Consider the following 18,768-nt stretch of genomic DNA (forward strand, 5'->3'; position numbering starts at 1 on the left):
TGAACAGTTACAATTGCAGGATTAACTCGACATTCACTGAATTTCATTAGGGCGAATAATGAATAAAAGCTTAAACACCGACATCTCGACCCACACCGACATCGATCCTGAAGAAACACGGGAATGGATTGAGGCGCTGGAATCGGTTATTGCCAATGAAGGTAAAGAACGCGCAGGTTATCTGATCGAAACACTGGTCAATGCCGCGCGTAAAGCCGGAACCGACATCCCATTCAGCGCAACGACACCCTACATCAATACCATTCCGGTCGATCAGCAGCCTAAATATCCCGGTAAAACCGATATTGAACGCACCATTCGATCCTATATTCGCTGGAATGCGATGATGATGGTGCTACGCGCTAATAAACATACCAACGTTGGCGGACATATTGCCAGTTTCGCCTCAGCTATCACACTATATGATGTCGGCCAGAACCATTTCTGGCATGGTGCAAGCGACAATCACGGCGGTGATTTGATTTTTATTCAAGGCCACTCAGCACCCGGCACCTACGCTCATGCCTTTCTATTAGGGCGACTGGACGAAGAACAACTGGATAATTTCCGCCAGGAAGTCGGCGGCAATGGCTTATCCTCCTATCCACATCCCTGGCTGATGCCGAAATTCTGGCAATTTCCTACCGTTTCGATGGGCTTAGGCCCCATCATGGCGATTTATCAGGCCCGATTCATGCGCTACATGCAAGATCGCGGCATGGCAACAACCGAGGGCCGTAAAGTCTGGGCATTTTTAGGCGATGGCGAATGTGACGAACCTGAAACATTAGGCGCCATCGGTCTGGCCGGTCGTGAGCAACTGGATAATCTGGTTTTCGTCATTAACTGTAACCTGCAACGCTTAGATGGCCCGGTACGCGGTAACGGTAAAATCATCCAGGAATTGGAAGGCGTCTTTCGTGGCGCAGGCTGGAATGTCATCAAAGTCATTTGGGGGCGGCGCTGGGATCCTTTATTGGCGCGAGATAAAGACGGTCTGATCGTAAAACGCATGATGGAATGCGTGGATGGCGATTATCAAACCTTCAAATCCAAAGATGGCGCTTATGTGCGTGAAAAATTCTTCAACACGCCTGAGCTTCAAGCACTGGTTGCCGACTACACCGACCGCGACATTTGGGAGCTGAATCGGGGCGGTCACGATCCGCTGAAAGTTTTTGCCGCTTACAAAGCAGCGGTTGAACATGAAGGTCAGCCGACCGTAATTCTGGCAAAAACCATTAAAGGCTATGGCATGGGGGCGTCAGGACAGGCACAAAATACCAGCCATCAGCAAAAGAAAATGAGCATGGAATCCATTCGTAATATCCGGGACCGCTATCAACTCCCGGTAAGTGATGAAGAACTGGAAGATTTGCCGTATCTGAAACTGCCGGAAGACTCCAAAGAACTGACCTATCTGCGTCAACGCCGGGTCGATTTAGATGGTTATCTTCCGGCCCGACGTGAAAAAGCCTACCCACTGGAAATTCCACCACTGGAAACCTTTAAAGCGATGCTAGAAGGCCCAGGTGAAGGCCACGAAATCTCAACGACCATGGCGTTTGTCCGCATACTCAATCAGTTGGTTAAAGATAAACAAATCGGTAAACGCGTGGTGCCCATCGTACCGGATGAATCCCGAACTTTTGGCATGGAAGGTATGTTCCGTCAGCTTGGTATATGGTCTCATGTCGGACAGCTTTATACCCCGCAAGACGCCGAACAATTGCTGTTTTACAAAGAGGACCAGCATGGCCAGGTCTTGCAGGAAGGTATTAACGAAGCCGGCGGCTTATGTGATTTTATTGCCGCAGGTACGGCCTATTCCACTCATGGCGTACCGATGATTCCGTTCTTCATCTATTACTCCATGTTCGGTTTTCAGCGTGTTGGTGATTTAATCTGGGCCGCGGCTGACCAACGCACGCGAGGCTTTCTGTTGGGCGGAACGGCTGGACGCACCACCCTGAACGGTGAAGGCCTACAACATGAAGATGGCCATAGCCATTTAATGTCAGCATCTGTCCCCAACTGTTACAGCTATGACCCAACCTTTGCGTATGAAGTGGCCGTCATTATTCATCACGGTCTGCAACGCATGTATGTTGATCAGGAAGACGTGTTCTATTACATCACCCTGATGAATGAAAATTATGAACATCCATCAATGCCTGAAGGTGTCAACGACGATATTTTGAAAGGCATGTATCTGTTCAAAAAAGGTGGCGGTATTCGCAGTAACAAGCCGCGCGTTCAATTGCTGGGTTCGGGCACCATTTTCTGTGAAGCGATTAAAGCGGCCGATTTGTTACGCGAAGACTGGGGCGTTGAAGCCGATTTATGGAGCTGCCCAAGCTTTACCCAACTGGCACGTGATGGTCAGGCCTGTGAACGCTGGAATCGCCTGCACCCCACTGAAAAACCGCGCCAGCCGCATGTCAGCCAATGTCTTGAAAAAGCCAAAGGTCCGGTTGTTGCGGCGACCGACTACATGCGTCTGTTTGCCGAACAGATAAGGCCTTATATCAAGCAACCTTATCGGGTGCTGGGCACCGATGGCTTTGGCCGCTCCGATACGCGTGAAAACCTGCGTAAATTCTTTGAAGTCGATCGTTATCATATCACGGTCGCTGCGCTCTACAGCCTGGTTGAACAAGGCGAATTGGAAGCGAACACCGTAGAGGTCGCACTGGCAAAATATAATATCGACACGGACGCTCAGTCGCCGTGGTTAAAATAAAGGAAGGTGACTATGGCAACGCAAGAAATTAAAGTGCCCGACCTGGGTAACGTTGACAATATTGACGTTATCGAGGTTCTGGTGCATCCGGGTGATAAGGTCGAATTGGAACAAACACTTGCTGTTCTGGAAACAGACAAAGCCACCATGGATCTGCCGGCTAGCGCCACAGGCGTTGTGGAACAAGTCCACATTAAGGTGGGTGATAAAGTCAGCGAAGGTACGCTGGTCGTAACATTAAACAGTAGTGAAACCAGCAGTACGCAGGAAACCGAGGAAAAAACCGAAACCAAGGTTGAAACGCCTGAAACTCAGCCAACTGAACCACCCGCAGCGACTGCGGCCGAGCCTGTGAAAACAGCAACGCAGCCGACAAGCGATCGTCCTCCGTTAACACCGATGAGCAATGCGGCGCATAAAATTCATGCGACACCGAGTGTACGCTTGTTTGCACGTGAACTCGGCGTCGATATTCATCAAATTCCCGAAGGCAGTGGTCGAAAGGGGCGCATTTTAAAAGACGATGTTAAAAAATTCGTTAAAAGCCTGATTCAATCTGACAGTGCAAAAACCGGCACAGGCATCTCGCCGATTCCAGCCGTTGATTTCAGCCAGTTTGGTGAGATCGAAGAAAAGCCCCTCAGTAAAATTAAAAAGCTGACCGGGCAAAACATGACTCGGGTGTGGCTGAACTTGCCAATGGTAACCTACCATGATGAGGTTGACATTACTGAGCTGGAAGCCTTTCGGAAAGCCACGAATGCGGATAAAAATAATGACATCCGGCTGACGGCGCTGGTTTTCATCATGAAAGCGCTGGTAGCGGCGATGAAACAATTCCCGGCCTTTAACAGCTCGCTTTCTGCTGATGGCGAAAGCCTGATTTTCAAACACTATTTCCATATTGGCATCGCTGTCGATACTCCAAATGGTTTGGTTGTCCCGGTAATTCGCGATGTCGATAAAAAAGGTATTTTTCAATTATCCGAAGAACTGGCTGAAAAAAGTGCTCTCGCCCGTAAAGGCCGATTGATGCCACAAGACATGCAAGGTGGCTGCATGACAATTTCCAGCTTAGGCGGCATTGGCGGCACCGCCTTCACGCCGATCGTCAATGCCCCGGAAGTCGCTATTTTGGGTGTCACCCGCGCTAAAATGCAGCCAGTCTGGGATGGTGAGCAGTTTATTCCACGATTAATGCTGCCACTTGATCTGAGCTATGATCACCGCGTGATCGATGGCGCTGAAGGCGCACGCTTTATGGAAGCGGTTAAATCCTATCTCGGCGATATCCGCCGTTTAATTCTTTAAATAAGGAGTCAGCGTATGTCTGCTAATTCATCACTTAACGCAGAAGTTCTGGTACTGGGCGGAGGCCCGGGTGGCTACACGGCCGCCTTTCGAGCCGCTGACTTAGGTAAACAAGTCGTTCTAGTCGAAAAATATCCAGTATTAGGCGGTGTTTGCTTGAATGTCGGCTGTATTCCATCAAAAGCACTGCTGCATATCGCACAAATCATTCATGAAGCCGATGAAATGGCTTCACATGGTGTCAGTTTTGGCAAGCCTGAAATAGACCTGGATAAAATCCGCCACTTTAAAGAAAGCGTCACCAAGACATTGAATCAAGGCTTGGACGGTCTGGTCAAACAACGCAAGATCACCCGATTGCAAGGCACGGGTCAATTTACATCGGCCAATACACTTGACCTCAATACCGAAGATGGCGTCCAAACCATTACCTTTGAAAACGCGATTATTGCCGCCGGCTCCAGCCCAACCCGAATTCCGGTTTTTCCAAATGATGATCCTCGCTTGATGGACTCTACCGACGCCTTGGCGTTAGAAGATATTCCAGAAAAGCTACTGATTGTCGGCGGCGGCATTATTGGCCTTGAAATGGCCACTGTCTATCACGCCCTTGGCTCAAAAATCAGTATCGTGGAACTGATGCCGCAAATCATTCCCGGCTGTGACAAAGACTTGGTTTTGCCACTGCAAAAACGGATAAAAAAACAATACGACAACATCTGGCTTAAAACCAAAGTCAGCGCCATCGAACCGACCGATGCCGGCCTTAAAGTCAGCTTTGAAGGCGATAAAGCGCCTGAATCTGAAGTCTTCGATAAAGTTTTGATTGCGGTCGGTCGTCGACCGAACGGCCTTAAAATCGGTGCAGATAAAGCCGGTATCAAGTTTGATGAAGCCGGTTTTATTCCGGTCGATAAGCAGCAACGCACCAATATCCCACATATTTTTGCCATCGGCGATATTGTTGGCAATCCGATGCTCGCACACAAAGCTGTACACGAAGGCAAAGTCGCCGCCGAAGTTATTTCCGGACAAAAATCTGCCTTCGATGCCTTAACCATTCCTTCCGTAGCCTATACCGATCCTGAAGTCGCCTGGATGGGCATAACCGAAAACCAGGCTAAAGAACAAGGTATTGATTATGAAAAAGGCGCTTTTCCGTGGGCTGCTAGTGGTCGTGCGTTAAGCTTAGGTCGCAATGAAGGCCTCACTAAAGTATTATGTGATAAAGAAACGGGTCGTATCATTGGCGCCGGCATGGTCGGCCCTAATGCTGGTGAATTGATTGCCGAAGCGACACTGGCATTGGAAATGGGCGCGGATGCCGAAGATGTGGGTTTGACTATTCATCCACACCCCACACTATCAGAAACCTTCGCCTTTGCAGCGGAAATGATTTCTGGCAGTATCACCGATCTTTATATCAAGAAAAAATAACGCATACTGATTTTTCTAACTCTTAAGGAGAAAAAAATGACTGAAAACTGGATTGCCCCATCAATTTTATCAGCTGACTTTGCCCGTTTAGGCGAAGAAGTTGATAACGTTCTGGCCGCTGGCGCTGATGTTGTTCATTTCGACGTCATGGACAACCATTTCGTCCCTAATCTAACGATTGGGCCTTTGGTCTGTGATGCGCTGAGAAAACACGGCGTCACAGCCCCCATCGACGTACATTTAATGATTGAACCGGTAGACCGCATCATCCCTGATTTTGCTAAAGCCGGCGCAAGCTATATCACCTTCCATCCGGAAGCCTCTGTCCATATTGACAGAACATTGCAATTGATTAAAGACAATGGCTGTAAAGCCGGTCTGGTATTCAACCCGGGCACGCCGCTTGATCATCTGGACTATGTGATGGACAAACTGGATATGATTCTGTTGATGTCGGTCAACCCCGGCTTCGGCGGCCAGTCCTTCATTCCATCGGCATTGGATAAACTGCGTCAGGTCAGAAAACGTATCGACGACAGTGGTCTCAATATTCGTCTTGAAATTGACGGCGGCGTAAAGGTCGACAACATCCGTGCCATTAAAGAAGCCGGTGCCGACACCTTTGTCGCAGGTTCCGCCATTTTTGGCCAGCCTGACTACAAAAAAGTTATCGATGATATGCGTTCTGAAATCGCAAAAGCAGGATAAATCTTCACTATTCTCAACCGTATTCTCGCGCGATGCGTGGGAATACGGCTATGGCGATATTTAAGCGCCTTTATTCATGCTAAATAAGCCACTAACACAGCCAAATCTACAACGATCAATTATCTTTTGATCACGCCATAGCTGCTCACAGTATCTGAATTAAGTTTCTAGCCTCCAAGCATCAATTCATATAGAAATTAGCCTGACACATCGTCGCACAGAGAAGTCACGATAAAGTTAATTCTGGTATAGTAACAGGTTATTTGACCCTTTATTTAAGTGATATGAGTATTTTGATCAAAACAGCGGACGAAATCGAAAAAATGCGGGTGGCTGGCAAGCTGGCGGCGGAAGTTTTGGAGATGATTGAGCCTTATGTCGTCGCCGGCGTGACAACAAATGAACTTGACCGCTTGTGCCATGATTATATTGTCAATGAACAACAGGCCATTCCAGCACCACTGAATTATCGCGGTTTTCCAAAATCGATTTGCACATCCATTAATAATCAGATTTGTCACGGTATCCCGAGTGATAAGAAATTAAAAAATGGTGATATCGTCAATATCGATATTACGGTGATTAAAGACGGTTATCATGGTGATACCAGCAAGATGTTTTGCGTAGGCAAGGTCTCTCCACATGCTCAACGACTGGTTAATGTGACGCGTGAAGCATTATTTTTAGGTATTGAACAAGTCAAACCCGGAGCCACCTTAGGCGATATTGGTCATGCGATTCAAACCCATGCTGAAAAAAACCGCTATTCCGTCGTGCGCGAATTTTGTGGTCACGGCATCGGCAAAAATTTTCATGAAGACCCCCATGTGATGCATTTTGGCACTCCCGGCGAGGGCATGACTATTGAGGCGGGTATGATTTTTACCATTGAACCGATGCTTAATATTGGCAAACGCCACATGAAAGTTTTAAAAGACGGCTGGACGGCTGTAACCAAAGACCGCAGCCTGTCAGCCCAATGGGAACATACAATTCTAGTCACCGATACCGGTCATGAGATTTTGACATTACGCCAGGAAGAACGTTAATTCAATGGTCACGCCCATATTTTTAGATTTATTCGAACAAGATAATCCGGCTCAAGCGTTTTGCGAAAAGATTGCACAAAACCAGCTTACCCTAAAGCAGCAATTTGACCCTGAACAAGCACCCTATCCGTTGTTGAAGGCCAATTCCGATTTTATCGATACCGTACTGGTATCGTGTTGGCGGCATTTTTTTACCGACAGCGCTGCTCGGCATTGTTTAATCGCCACAGGTGGTTATGGACGTCAGGAACTTTTCCCCTTTTCTGATATTGATATTGCCATTTTAGTACAGACGCCACCCGATGCTGCATTTAAACAAGCCCTGTCAGCGTTCAATAATTTTCTGTGGGATATTGGCTTGAAACCGGGCATGGCTGTCCGCAATTTGGAACAATCAATCAGCGAAGCACAAAACGATCAAACCATTCTGACCAACTTAATGGAGCTGCGCTTTATTGATGGCGAGCAAAGTTTAGCGAGCACATTACGGCAACGATTAGATGCGGAATCGTTATGGTCGTCCGAAGATTATTTTTTGGCGAAAATGGCCGAACAACGAAAGCGTTATGAAAAGTATCATGACACCGCGTATAAACTTGAACCGAATATCAAAGAAGGCCCCGGTGGTATTCGCGATTTGCAGATCATTTCCTGGGTATTCAAACATCATTATCACAGTAAGACTTTACGTGAGTTAGTCAAATACCGTTTTTTACTGGCCTCTGAATATGAAGAACTGATTCATGCCCGCGATACACTGTGGCGTTTGCGTTTTGCGCTTCATGTTTTAACCGGTCGTTGTGAAGATCGCCTGTTGTTTGATTATCAGCGCGACCTGGCAAAACAATTTGGTTTTTTGACGGCACAAGGCGAAAGTGACGTTGAAGCTTTAATGCAATTTTATTTTAAAACTGTGGTCAACATTGAGCAACTCAACGAGATGTTATTACAGTTGTTCAATGAACGCTTTATTCTCAAACATAAAAAACGCAAATTAATCCCTATTTCGCAGGCGTTTTCAGTAATTAATGGCTATGTTCAGGTCAGCCATAACAAAGTCTTCGAAGAAAACCCACTAACCTTGCTGGAGATTTTTTTATTACAACAACAGTTACCGAGTATTAAAGGTATCCGAGCCAGTACTCTGCGTTTAATCCGAAAAAATATTAGTCTCATTGATGACGATTTTCGTCATGACAAAAAAGCCAATCAACTTTTTTTGCGTTTTTTTTCCCAAGGTAAAGGCCTGACACATCAACTCCGGCGCATGAACCGCTACGGTATTTTAGGCGCCTATTTACCCGAGTTTGCACATATCGTAGCGCGTATGCAATATGACCTGTTTCATATTTATACGACGGATGAACATACGCTTTTTGTGATCCGCAATTTAAGACGCTTTGCGCTAGAAAAGCATAATGATGAATTACCCTTCTGTAATAATATTTTTATGCTGATTCCAAAACCCGAGCTGCTGTATCTAGCGGGTTTGTTTCATGATATTGGTAAAGGCCGGAACGGTAATCACTCGATTATCGGTGCAGATATTGCCCGTCAATTTTGCCAACAGCATCAGTTGAGTGAATCTGATACGAATACCATTGTCTGGCTAGTTAAAAATCATCTGTTGATGTCGATAACCGCACAAAAAAAAGATATCAGTGACCCGGATATCATTTTTGAATTCGCAAGCCAGGTCGGAACCATTAAAAAGCTGAATTATCTGTATTTATTGACTGTCGCCGATATTCGCGCAACCAACCCTGAACTCTGGAATGACTGGAAAGACCACTTGCTTCGCGATTTATATATCGCCACCCACAATGCCTTGCACCGCGGCCTCGATAATCCGGTTGAACGCTCGGAAATTTACCAGCAAAACAAGCAGGAAGCCATAAAAGGTCTGCTGCAAGCAGGCTTTCCCGAGCATAAAATCCAGGCTTGCTGGGAAAATTTTGCGGTGGAAGATGATTATTTCATCCGTTATCCAGCCGAAGAAATCATCTGGCATACCCTGGCCATCGCCGGCGTCAAAAAGGATGATTTACCCTTGGTTTTACTGCGCCCACAAACGCAACGCGGCAGTGTGGAAATATTTGTCTATGCACACAACGATGAAGGCATTTTTTCGATCTGCGCCTCAACCCTGGATCAGTTAGGCTTGAATATTCTGGATGCACGCATTATTACCACTACCCATCAGCACGTTTTAAACAGTTTTCAGGTCTTAGAGCAATCAGGCGCGGCGATTGATGATCTTTACCGAGAAACTCAAATCGCTAACACCCTGAAAAAAAACCTGCAGCAGAAAAAATTAGTCCAGCCTAACCGTTTTAAACGCCAATCCCGTCAGGCGCGCTATTTCCCGATAAAAACACGTATTTCATTTTTACCGGATCGCAGTGATAAATATACCGTCATGGAAATTGTAACGACCGACCGCAGTGGTTTATTGACACTGTTTAGCCAAGTATTCATGCAGTTTGGCTTACAAATTCATGACGCTAAAATCACAACAATCGGTAGTCGGGTTGAAGATGTTTTTTATCTGACCGATACAGAAGATCAGCCGATTGTCCGTGAAGATATCAAACAAGAACTCAGTCAAGCCATTATCACGATTCTGGATCAACAAAATTAAAGCCTTGTGAAGCCCTCCTTTAACGAATACCCAGGTAATGGGCAAACCACTTAAATAAAATGGCTCTTGAATAGAATATTGAATTTAAAGGGGCTTGCACTTGCCATAAAACGTATGGCTTTTAACGTTATCATGACGCGCATTGGCTAAAGGCATTATGCTGTAACATCGAATCAATAAAATGCAATAAACGCTGATAAGCACCCTGTTCCAGATCAATATAGCGTAAACCCAGCATACAGCGATTGCTGGCAACTCTACGCGAAAAACTCACATGGCAGCGCGCCTGAATGTGTGTCTTCGAGCCATTTTCATTCGGCAAATCAAGTTCTACAAACAATTCAACAGGCTTACCATCATCACGCACAAATCGACCATGAGGTGTCACCAAATCGCGTTCGATGGTATTGCATTCCATGCAAAGCCCATCACCGGAAATATCACTAACCAATGCCCTGAGCTGTACGCCTTCTTCACTCATGACTATCGCAGGTAATCGGGTCGCAACCCGTGGATAAATTCTTCTTTCCATCCCTACTCCCCCATTAACTTAAAAACGCCAAGGTGTTTATAAGCCTAGCTGATAAATAGATTTTTTCAATATAAATATTGACTTAACTGGAACTTATTATGTGATTTATCACTTAAACTACGCTTAAAATGAAGGCAAATCGTAACTGCTCACCCGGTTGTGTTTTAGCCGGAGTAGGTCATTGATTTATCAGGACACGTGAATACATCCATGTAGTTCTGCATAACATCCCTGTTATGCAAGCCTGATAAATCAACAACCTACACCTGCTTTTTAGAGGGGGTGAGTAGATACGGCAAATCATGCACTCTATCACGTAAAAGTCATATCAGCTGCGTTTTCTTTCAATACGCTTCTGCCGCACTTTTTGCCACAGCTTTCGACTATGCGGGTTTTTATTAGAAAGGCGTATCACACGACGTTTAACCTTGTCTGATGCTTTAAACATCAAGGCTAAGCCGATCAACATAGTGGGTAAGCCAAAAGGAACCGGCAATGGAAATAGAATCATTCCGATCACAAACAGGACACTGCCCGAAACCATATAAAGTGATTTTGTAAGCATTTCAGCTCGCTTTTTCGGCTTTTACAGATGTTTCCAACTGTGTTTGTTCCAAAAGCTGAAAACTTTGATCCGACCAATGAATAATCTCCAGTTTTCCTGAAAAATCTTCTACCAGAGCCGTACAACTTTCCACCCAGTCGCCGGTATTGCAATACAACTTTCCGGAATCCATTTTCGTCATGTCGGCATGGTGAATATGCCCACAAATAATACCATCCACCTGTGCTTTATCCGCTTCCAAACTCAAAACATATTGATAATTATCAATAACTTGTATAACATTTTTGACTTTATGTTTTAAATAAGCCGACAAAGACCAATATTTAAAACCCAGCATTTTTCGTAAATTGTTATACCAGCGGTTGATTACCAGCAATATTTCATAGGCTTCACCACCAATATAGGCCAAGCTACGATTATGACAGACAATGTTATCGAATTCATCACCGTGCAAAACCAGAAAACAACGCTTATCGGCAGTCGTATGGATATGTCTTAACTGAATTTCAATGCCGTTAAATTCTATCCCGGCATGCTTTCGCAAGGCTTCATCATGATTTCCTGGAATATAAATCACTCGTGTGCCTTGCCTGGATTTATTGATGACTCTTTGTACGATATCGCTGTGCAATAATGGCCAATAAAAACCCGACTTAACATTCCAGCTCCACAAGTCGATAATATCGCCAACCAAATACAAAGTATCGCATTCCACATGATCGAGAAAATCACGTAAATATTCCGCCTTGCAGCCTTTTGTACCCAAATGGGTATCCGAAATCCAGACTGTACGATAATGAAGCGTCATTTATCCCCCTTCGAATAAATCTGTAGCTATTAGATGTCTTAATCAGAAAGGAGATTACGCTTGCTTTATGTCTTCATCGTGACAGTCCGATGAATTTTTGATGTCAAAAAAAACCGGCATTACGCCGGTTTTTATGTGAAGTGTATGGAATAAAATATTAAGCCATATTATCCAAAATAGCCTTTTTAACCGCATCTAGCGATGCATCTATCGTGACCGGATGTGTTTCCTTGCATTGCATAATGGCGCTATCCGGGTCTTTCAAGCCGTTACCGGTCAAAGTACAGACGATGGTACTGCCTTCTGCGATTTTACCATTGCCGATATCCTGCAACGCACCCGCTAATGAGGTGGCGGAAGCCGGTTCACAGAAAATACCTTCATATTGCGACAACATTTTCTGCGCCGCCAAAATCTGCTCATCGGTCATGGCATCAAACCAACCGCCGGATTCTTTCTGCGCATTCCAGGCTTTATCCCAAGATTGGGGATGACCAATACGGATTGCAGTCGCCACGGTTTCCGGTTCGTCCACCATTTCACCTTTTATAAACGGCGCAGCACCCGCTGCCTGATAACCACACATCACCGGACGATTTTCACAAACGCCATCGGCGGCATATTCGCTATAGCCTTTCCAATAGGCGGTGATATTGCCGGCATTGCCAACTGGCAAACAATGATAATCTGGCGCTCTGCCCAATTCATCGACAATTTCGAAAGCAGCGGTTTTTTGCCCTTCGATACGGAATGGATTGATGGAATTGACAATCGTTACCGGCGCATGGTCGGCAACTTCTTTAACCAAAGACATACCGGCATCGAAATTACCGTTAATCTGGATGATTTCAGCACCATACATTAAAGTTTGTGCCAATTTACCAAGCGCGATTTTCCCTTCTGGAATCAATACAAAGGCTTTGATACCGGCGCGCACGGCGTAAGCTGCAGCGGCCGCCGAGGTGTTGCCGGTCGAGGCGCAAATAATAGCCTGGCTGCCGTCTTCAACCGCTTTGGTGACGGCCATGGTCATGCCGCGGTCTTTGAATGAACCGGTCGGGTTCAAGCCTTCGTATTTGACATAAATATCCACATTTTTACCTATCAGGCGCGGGATATTCTGTAATTGAATCAGCGGCGTATTACCTTCACCTAGGCTAATGAAGCGTGTACTGGATGCTACGGGTAAGCGATCTTGATAACGGGCGATAAGCCCTGTGTAACGTGTTTGTGTTGTCATGTTATTTCAATGTTTCCAGACGAATGCGGCTGATAGAGCCTGTGACAGAGGATAATGCTTCAATCTCGCTGATTGCCGCATTCATTTCTTTTTCTTGCGTGCGCTGCGTCAATAAAATTAATGGCAGCAAGGTTTCATGTTGTTTGGGTTCTTTTTGAATCAATGCTTCGATACTGATTTGATGAGTTGCCAAAATTCGCGCAATATCAGCTAAAACACCGGGTTTGTCTTCCACTGTCAGCCGTAAATAATACGCCGTTTCGATATCATCTGCAGACAACAACGGAATATCGACCAGTGCATCGGCCTGAAAAGCCAGATGCGGCACTCGATTTTCGGGATCGCTGGTCATCGCTCTGACGACATCGACAACATCGGCTACCACCGCCGACGCTGTCGGCTCTGCGCCTGCACCGGCACCATAATACAAGGTTGGACCTACGGCATCGCCTTTAACCAATACGGCATTCATCACCCCATCGACATTGGCAATCAGTCGGCGCTCTGGAATCAGCGTCGGATGCACACGTAACTCAATACCTTTGTCGGTTTTACGGGCAATGCCGAGGTGTTTGATGCGATAGCCGAGTTCTTCGGCATATTCCACATCTTCCCGGGTAATCCCAGTAATCCCTTCGGTATAAGCCTTTTCAAATTGCAGCGGAATACCAAAGGCAATCGAGGCCAGAATGGTCAATTTATGTGCCGCATCAATGCCTTCCACATCGAAAGTTGGATCGGCTTCGGCATAGCCTAAGGCCTGTGCTTCAGCCAATACGTCAGCAAAATCACGGCCTTTGTCGCGCATTTCAGTCAAAATAAAATTGCCGGTGCCGTTGATAATGCCCGCCAGCCATTCAATCTGATTACCGGCAAGGCCTTCCCGGATGGCTTTGATGATAGGAATCCCCCCGGCAACGGCGGCCTCAAATAAAACCATAACGCCTTTCTCACTGGCACACTTAAAAATCTCGTTACCGTGCAACGCAATTAAAGCCTTGTTAGCCGTGACGACATGCTTACCGTTTTCGATAGCCTGAAGAACCAGGTCTTTAGCCAGTGTATCGCCACCAATCAATTCCAGCACGACATTGATTTCAGGGTCGTTAACAATTTCGAAAGGGTCTGTTGTCAGCGCAATATCACGGGTATCGCAAATACGCTCACGATCCAGTGTTCTGGCCGAAGCACGGGTGACAATAATTTTTCGCCCAGCCCTGCGGGAAATTTCTTCCGCATTCCGTTTCAGTACATTGACAGTACCCCCACCAACTGTTCCCAGCCCTAAAATGCCTATGTTTACCGGTTTCAAATGTAACTCCTGACAATCAAGTAATCTTGGCCGTGTATTATACAACGTTGTCTTTCCTCAGCATATTACGAATGCCACGCAAAGCCTGACGGGTGCGATGCTCGTTTTCAATCAAACTGAATCGGACATGGTCATCGCCATGCTGACCAAAGCCAATCCCCGGCGACACAGCAACTTTGGCGTCTATAATCATTTTTTTGCAAAATTCGACCGATTTCATATCGCGATAAGGCTCTGGAATCGGCGCCCAGACGAACATGGTCGCTTTCGGTTTTTCCACCGTCCAGCCCATGGCATTGAGTCCGTCGCACAACACATCGCGGCGCCTTTTATACATGGCGCAGATTTCGGCGACGCAATCTTGCGGCCCTTCCAGTGCGGTAATCGCGGCAACCTGAATCGGCGTAAATGTGCCGTAATCCATATAGGATTTAATCCGCGTCAATGCCGCCACCAAAGTTGGATTACCACACATAAATCCCACTCGCCAGCCAGGCATGTTATAGCTTTTTGACAATGAGAAAAATTCAACCGCAATATCTTTAGCACCTTCGACTTGCAGAATGGACGGCGCTTTATAACCATCGAATACAATATCGGCATAGGCGATATCATGCACCACCCAGATATTATGCTCTTTAGCAATGGCGACGACTTTTTCAAAAAAATCCAGTTCGATGCATTGAGTGGTTGGATTGGCCGGAAAATTCAAAATCAACATCTTAGGTTTAGGCCAGGAGTCGATAATCGCTTTTTGCAACTCCTCGAAAAAATTGACACCGGGCACCAGCGGCACATGTCGCAAATCGGCGCCAGCGATTACCACACCATAGGGATGAATCGGATAAGCCGGATTGGGAACCAAAACCACATCGCCCGGCCCTAATGTCGCCAACGCCAAATGCGCCAGACCTTCTTTTGATCCAATCGTGACAATCGCTTCCGTTTCAGGGTCCAGACTGACATCGTAGCGCTCCTGATACCAGTTACAAATGGCGCGGCGCAACCGTGGAATCCCTTTCGACACAGAATAGCGATGAGTATCACCCCGTTGCGCCGCTTCGACTAATTTGTCGATAATATGTTTTGGTGTGGGCTGATCAGGATTCCCCATCCCAAAATCGATAATATCTTCACCTGCGGCGCGCGATTTGGCTTTTAATTCATTGACAATGTTAAAAACATAGGGAGGCAAGCGTTTGATGCGATCAAATTCTTCCATTCAGGGCTCTTTGGGCTAAATGTTGGCAAACCTGCTAAATTACTAAGATTACTCAATATTGTCAATACAGGAATGACGGCTTGTTATTGCCCAAACACATCGGCGCCTTCTGGAACCACAAAATCAAAGATCTTTTCAGGTAATTTTTGATTGATTTTAATATTTAAAAAATAAATACGGGTTAATTGGCCAAAATTGTCACTGAGTTCCATACCTGCAAGCTTGTCTTTGTGCATGCCAATCAGAATTCTTTTGTAATTACTTTGTTCTGATTTTGGCGTTAACCGGATCCAGCTCAAGTCTTCATCCACACCCTGCTGTTGCAGTATAAAATTCTGTTCTAGGTTGACCTTGCCGCTGAGTAACAAAGCCGGCGTCGAGCCTAGCGACTCATCTAATGTCTTTATCGTCACTTGCTCAAGATCAGCATCATAAAACCAGACCTTATCGCCGTTAGCGACAATTTCCTGAACAAAGGGCTGAGTGTAATTCCAGCGAAACTTGCCCGGACGTTGTAGATAAAACATGCCAGAACTGATCTGCGCCGGATTGCCATGCTCATCCATGCTGACTTGTTTGAAATTGGCTTGCAAGGTTCGGGTATTGTGCAGAAATTTTTTAAGCTGTTGAATAGGTGTTTGTTCAGCATAACTTACCGAAAGATTTAAAAAAAACAACACTACTAATTTAATCATCATTTTCATTGAAAGGTATCCTGTAAAAAATCATTCAGCCAATGTTTGGCCCGGTCTAGCTCGGTTCCAATACAATCGGCGTTTTCTGTAGGCTCTGAGCCTTTGATAAAAGGAAATTTTTGTGCGCCTTCGCAGCTTTCATCGGCCAGCAATCCCGTTTCCGGATCAATCCACACCCAGACCACATTATCCGGCGGGATTAAATTGACCGGCTGCGAGGTGATTTGTCGCATTAGCCGAATCCAGATCTGCAAAGCACCACTGGCGCCGGTCAGACCAGATGGCTTGTTATCGTCACGACCAACCCAGACAACCGAAAGATAATCGCCACTAAAGCCTGCAAACCAGCTATCACGCAAGCCATTGGTGGTACCAGTTTTTCCGGCTAAACCCAATGTTTCGGGTAAATATAAATAGGCCGATCGCGCTGTGCCTTCCCTGACGACCTCCTGCAGAATCGTATTGGTCAAATACATGGCCGCAGAATCTACCGTTTGCCGAATGGTAAATGGATAACTTTGCAATCGTTCTCCCTGTTGTGAAATCACGGCCCGAATTGAACGTAATGGGGTTGCAAAGCCATCACCTGCAAAAGTTTGGTACATTTGCGTCACATCCAGTGGCGTCAATGGTGTCGCACCCAGCAATAATGACGGATACAGTTTAACTTCACGCTTAACGCCCAAACGACGCAAGGTTTTGGCAATCCGAGCAATGCCAATATCCATACCAACATGGACGGTCGCCAGATTATAGGAATGGCTGAGCGCTGTATGTAATGGGACGTCACCATGTTCAATATTGTCATAATTTTTAGGTGTCCAGTTTTTACCTTTTGGTCCCTTAACGGTAATCGCTGTATCACTAACCGGGGTGATGACAGTATAACGCTCTGGATATTCCAGCGCCGTCAGATAAATCGCCGGTTTCATCAGAGAGCCAATCGGCCGCAACGCATCGAGCGCACGATTGAATCCTGCAGCCGAGGCATGACGGCTACCCACCAGCGCTACAATTTCGCCATTTTCCCGTCGCGTGACGATAGCAGCAGATTCCAGTTTTTTAACCCGAGGGCGTTTTTCAAGCTGCTTTAATTTAGTGCTGACTGTTTTTTGTAAAATATCCTGCGTTTGCACATCCAGCGTAGTAAAAATTCTCAAGCCTTCAGAGGTCAGATCGCTTTCCTTATATTCCTGTCGAAGCTGTCGTTTGACCAGATCGATAAATGCCGGATAGCGGTTAGAGGGTCGATGCACCCTGGAAACCACATTCAATTTTTTTGACTGTGCCGCTAACATTTGCTTTTTGGTGATGTAGCCCTGTCGATGCATTTCACTCAACACCAGATTACGACGTTTGATCGCGCGTTCGGGATAACGTCGAGGATCGTAATAAGATGGGCCTCTAACCAGCGCCACCAGGGTTGCAATTTGATCCAATGACAAAGTTTGTAACGGCCGTCCAAAATAAAATTCACTGGCCAGGCCAAAGCCATGCACCGAACTAGCGCCATCTTGCCCTAAGTAAATTTCGTTTAAATAGGCTTCGAGGATATCGTCTTTTTCAAACCGGTATTCAAGAATCAATGCCATCAAGGCTTCATTGATCTTTCGCCATAAACTTCTTTCCGGTGTCAGATAAAAGTTTTTCACCAGTTGTTGCGTTATCGTGCTGCCGCCTTGCACAAAAGCACCTGCCCGAATATTGGCCCACATCGCACGTGCAATCGACTTCAGTGACACACCATAGTGTTGATAAAAATTCCGATCTTCGGTAGACAGCAAAGCTTGAATTAAATAATCAGGTGTGTTTTCCAGTTTGATCAGAATACGGTCTTCTTTTCGGGTTGGATAAAAGCTGCCGATCTGTACCGGTTCCATCCGCACAATGGCTAATGTTCCACGCGTTTTAAGGTCGGTAATATTTTTAACCCTATCCGACTGAAAGGTGATCTTGATTTTTTTACTGTCTTCCAGCACATCCCAAAACTGAAACCGGCGGGTTTTCAGATAAAAGCTGCTGCCCTTACGGTAATAACTGCCTGGCGTCGATAAATGATAATCGCGTCGATAGTTCAGCCGAGACAGCAAGTCTTCAAATTGCTGGTGCTTTAATGGAAAGCCTGTGAAAAATTCGACAGGATTGGCGTAAACATAGGCCGGCAGTGCCCAGCGTTTACCGGCAAATTGATGTCTGACGGTATAGTCTAAATAACCAAGATAACTAAAAAAAACAAAACAAAACAAAACCGTAGTGAGTACTAGCGCTTTTTTCCACCATTTCATTTTGACTGGTTTTTTCGTACGCCTTTTTTTCTGTGGGGTTTGCTTATTAGATTTTGTTTTTTTAGCCATGTCAGGTTAAAACGTGGTGTAAGGCTCAAGAACAGCGTGAGGATTGTCGCTATTTTATAACGGATTGGTTTTGATTACCGGCATTTATGAAAAGCGGAACCACTAAAATTGAAAGATTATAATAAGGTCGGATTAATCTCGCCTGAACATG

14 protein-coding genes are annotated in these 18,768 nt (G+C 45.8%); 6 read left to right on the top strand and 8 right to left on the bottom strand.

Features of this window, described 5'->3' with window-relative positions:
* The first annotated feature begins 58 nt into the window (after nt 1-58).
* The 6 genes from aceE to glnD all read left to right on the top strand — a co-directional run bounded on the left by aceE (nt 59) and on the right by glnD (nt 9,889).
* Complete coding sequence (gene aceE / locus JEU20_RS02140; RefSeq protein ID WP_198243473.1) at nt 59-2,743, top strand: pyruvate dehydrogenase (acetyl-transferring), homodimeric type; 2,685 nt, start codon at nt 59-61, stop codon at nt 2,741-2,743.
* Between the two features lie 12 nt (nt 2,744-2,755).
* Complete coding sequence (gene aceF, locus JEU20_RS02145; protein WP_198243474.1) at nt 2,756-4,054, top strand: dihydrolipoyllysine-residue acetyltransferase; 1,299 nt, start codon at nt 2,756-2,758, stop codon at nt 4,052-4,054.
* Nucleotides 4,055-4,069: 15 nt separating this feature from the next.
* Nucleotides 4,070-5,491: a dihydrolipoyl dehydrogenase gene (lpdA, locus tag JEU20_RS02150; protein WP_198243475.1), complete on the top strand. Its 1,422-nt coding sequence runs from the start codon at nt 4,070-4,072 to the stop codon at nt 5,489-5,491.
* A 36-nt stretch (nt 5,492-5,527) separates the two neighbouring features.
* Nucleotides 5,528-6,199, top strand: coding sequence for a ribulose-phosphate 3-epimerase (gene rpe, locus JEU20_RS02155; protein ID WP_198243476.1), 672 nt, complete (start codon nt 5,528-5,530; stop codon nt 6,197-6,199).
* Nucleotides 6,200-6,462: 263 nt separating this feature from the next.
* Nucleotides 6,463-7,248, top strand: coding sequence for a type I methionyl aminopeptidase (gene map / locus JEU20_RS02160; protein WP_281066770.1), 786 nt, complete (start codon nt 6,463-6,465; stop codon nt 7,246-7,248).
* Between the two features lie 4 nt (nt 7,249-7,252).
* Complete coding sequence (gene glnD / locus JEU20_RS02165; protein ID WP_198243478.1) at nt 7,253-9,889, top strand: [protein-PII] uridylyltransferase; 2,637 nt, start codon at nt 7,253-7,255, stop codon at nt 9,887-9,889.
* A gap of 130 nt (nt 9,890-10,019) precedes the next feature.
* Here glnD and JEU20_RS02170 read toward each other — a convergent pair whose 3' ends face one another.
* The 8 genes from JEU20_RS02170 to mrcB form a co-directional block, all read right to left on the bottom strand.
* The gene (locus tag JEU20_RS02170) at nt 10,020-10,421 is read right to left on the bottom strand and encodes a PilZ domain-containing protein (RefSeq protein ID WP_198243479.1); all 402 of its coding nucleotides are present in this window, start codon (nt 10,419-10,421) and stop codon (nt 10,020-10,022) included.
* Between the two features lie 328 nt (nt 10,422-10,749).
* On the bottom strand, nt 10,750-10,986 hold the full coding sequence (locus tag JEU20_RS02175) for a hypothetical protein (RefSeq protein ID WP_245395058.1): 237 nt from the start codon (nt 10,984-10,986) through the stop codon (nt 10,750-10,752).
* Between the two features lies 1 nt (nt 10,987).
* Nucleotides 10,988-11,794: a UDP-2,3-diacylglucosamine diphosphatase gene (locus JEU20_RS02180; protein WP_198243480.1), complete on the bottom strand. Its 807-nt coding sequence runs from the start codon at nt 11,792-11,794 to the stop codon at nt 10,988-10,990.
* Nucleotides 11,795-11,951: 157 nt separating this feature from the next.
* Nucleotides 11,952-13,034: a threonine synthase gene (thrC, locus tag JEU20_RS02185; protein WP_198243481.1), complete on the bottom strand. Its 1,083-nt coding sequence runs from the start codon at nt 13,032-13,034 to the stop codon at nt 11,952-11,954.
* Between the two features lies 1 nt (nt 13,035).
* Nucleotides 13,036-14,346, bottom strand: a complete 1,311-nt coding sequence (locus JEU20_RS02190) for a homoserine dehydrogenase (RefSeq protein ID WP_198243482.1) — start codon at nt 14,344-14,346, stop codon at nt 13,036-13,038.
* Nucleotides 14,347-14,383: 37 nt separating this feature from the next.
* Complete coding sequence (gene alaC, locus JEU20_RS02195) at nt 14,384-15,568, bottom strand: alanine transaminase (protein ID WP_198243483.1); 1,185 nt, start codon at nt 15,566-15,568, stop codon at nt 14,384-14,386.
* 83 nt (nt 15,569-15,651) lie between these two features.
* Entirely contained in the window at nt 15,652-16,272 is a 621-nt protein-coding gene (gene lolA, locus JEU20_RS02200; RefSeq protein ID WP_483446970.1) for an outer membrane lipoprotein periplasmic chaperone LolA, read from the bottom strand.
* Nucleotides 16,269-18,617: a penicillin-binding protein 1B gene (gene mrcB, locus JEU20_RS02205; protein ID WP_198243484.1), complete on the bottom strand. Its 2,349-nt coding sequence runs from the start codon at nt 18,615-18,617 to the stop codon at nt 16,269-16,271. The genes lolA and mrcB overlap by 4 nt, the downstream gene beginning before the upstream one ends.
* Nucleotides 18,618-18,768: the final 151 nt, after the last annotated feature.

It is taken from the genome of methane-oxidizing endosymbiont of Gigantopelta aegis (assembly GCF_016097405.1).
Classification (GTDB): Bacteria; Pseudomonadota; Gammaproteobacteria; order Methylococcales; family Methylomonadaceae; genus Methylomarinum.

Excerpts from the sequence above, each read along its gene's own strand:
- mrcB (WP_198243484.1), bottom strand. The coding sequence starts at position 18,617 with ATGGCTAAAAAAACAAAATCTAATAAGCAAACCCCACAGAAAAAAAGG.
- JEU20_RS02180 (WP_198243480.1), bottom strand. The coding sequence starts at position 11,794 with ATGACGCTTCATTATCGTACAGTCTGGATTTCGGATACCCATTTGGGT.
- alaC (WP_198243483.1), bottom strand. The coding sequence starts at position 15,568 with ATGGAAGAATTTGATCGCATCAAACGCTTGCCTCCCTATGTTTTTAAC.
- aceE (WP_198243473.1), top strand. The coding sequence starts at position 59 with ATGAATAAAAGCTTAAACACCGACATCTCGACCCACACCGACATCGAT.
- aceF (WP_198243474.1), top strand. The coding sequence starts at position 2,756 with ATGGCAACGCAAGAAATTAAAGTGCCCGACCTGGGTAACGTTGACAAT.
- rpe (WP_198243476.1), top strand. The coding sequence starts at position 5,528 with ATGACTGAAAACTGGATTGCCCCATCAATTTTATCAGCTGACTTTGCC.
- JEU20_RS02170 (WP_198243479.1), bottom strand. The coding sequence starts at position 10,421 with ATGGAAAGAAGAATTTATCCACGGGTTGCGACCCGATTACCTGCGATA.
- lpdA (WP_198243475.1), top strand. The coding sequence starts at position 4,070 with ATGTCTGCTAATTCATCACTTAACGCAGAAGTTCTGGTACTGGGCGGA.
- thrC (WP_198243481.1), bottom strand. The coding sequence starts at position 13,034 with ATGACAACACAAACACGTTACACAGGGCTTATCGCCCGTTATCAAGAT.
- glnD (WP_198243478.1), top strand. The coding sequence starts at position 7,253 with ATGGTCACGCCCATATTTTTAGATTTATTCGAACAAGATAATCCGGCT.
- JEU20_RS02175 (WP_245395058.1), bottom strand. The coding sequence starts at position 10,986 with ATGCTTACAAAATCACTTTATATGGTTTCGGGCAGTGTCCTGTTTGTG.
- lolA (WP_483446970.1), bottom strand. The coding sequence starts at position 16,272 with ATGAAAATGATGATTAAATTAGTAGTGTTGTTTTTTTTAAATCTTTCG.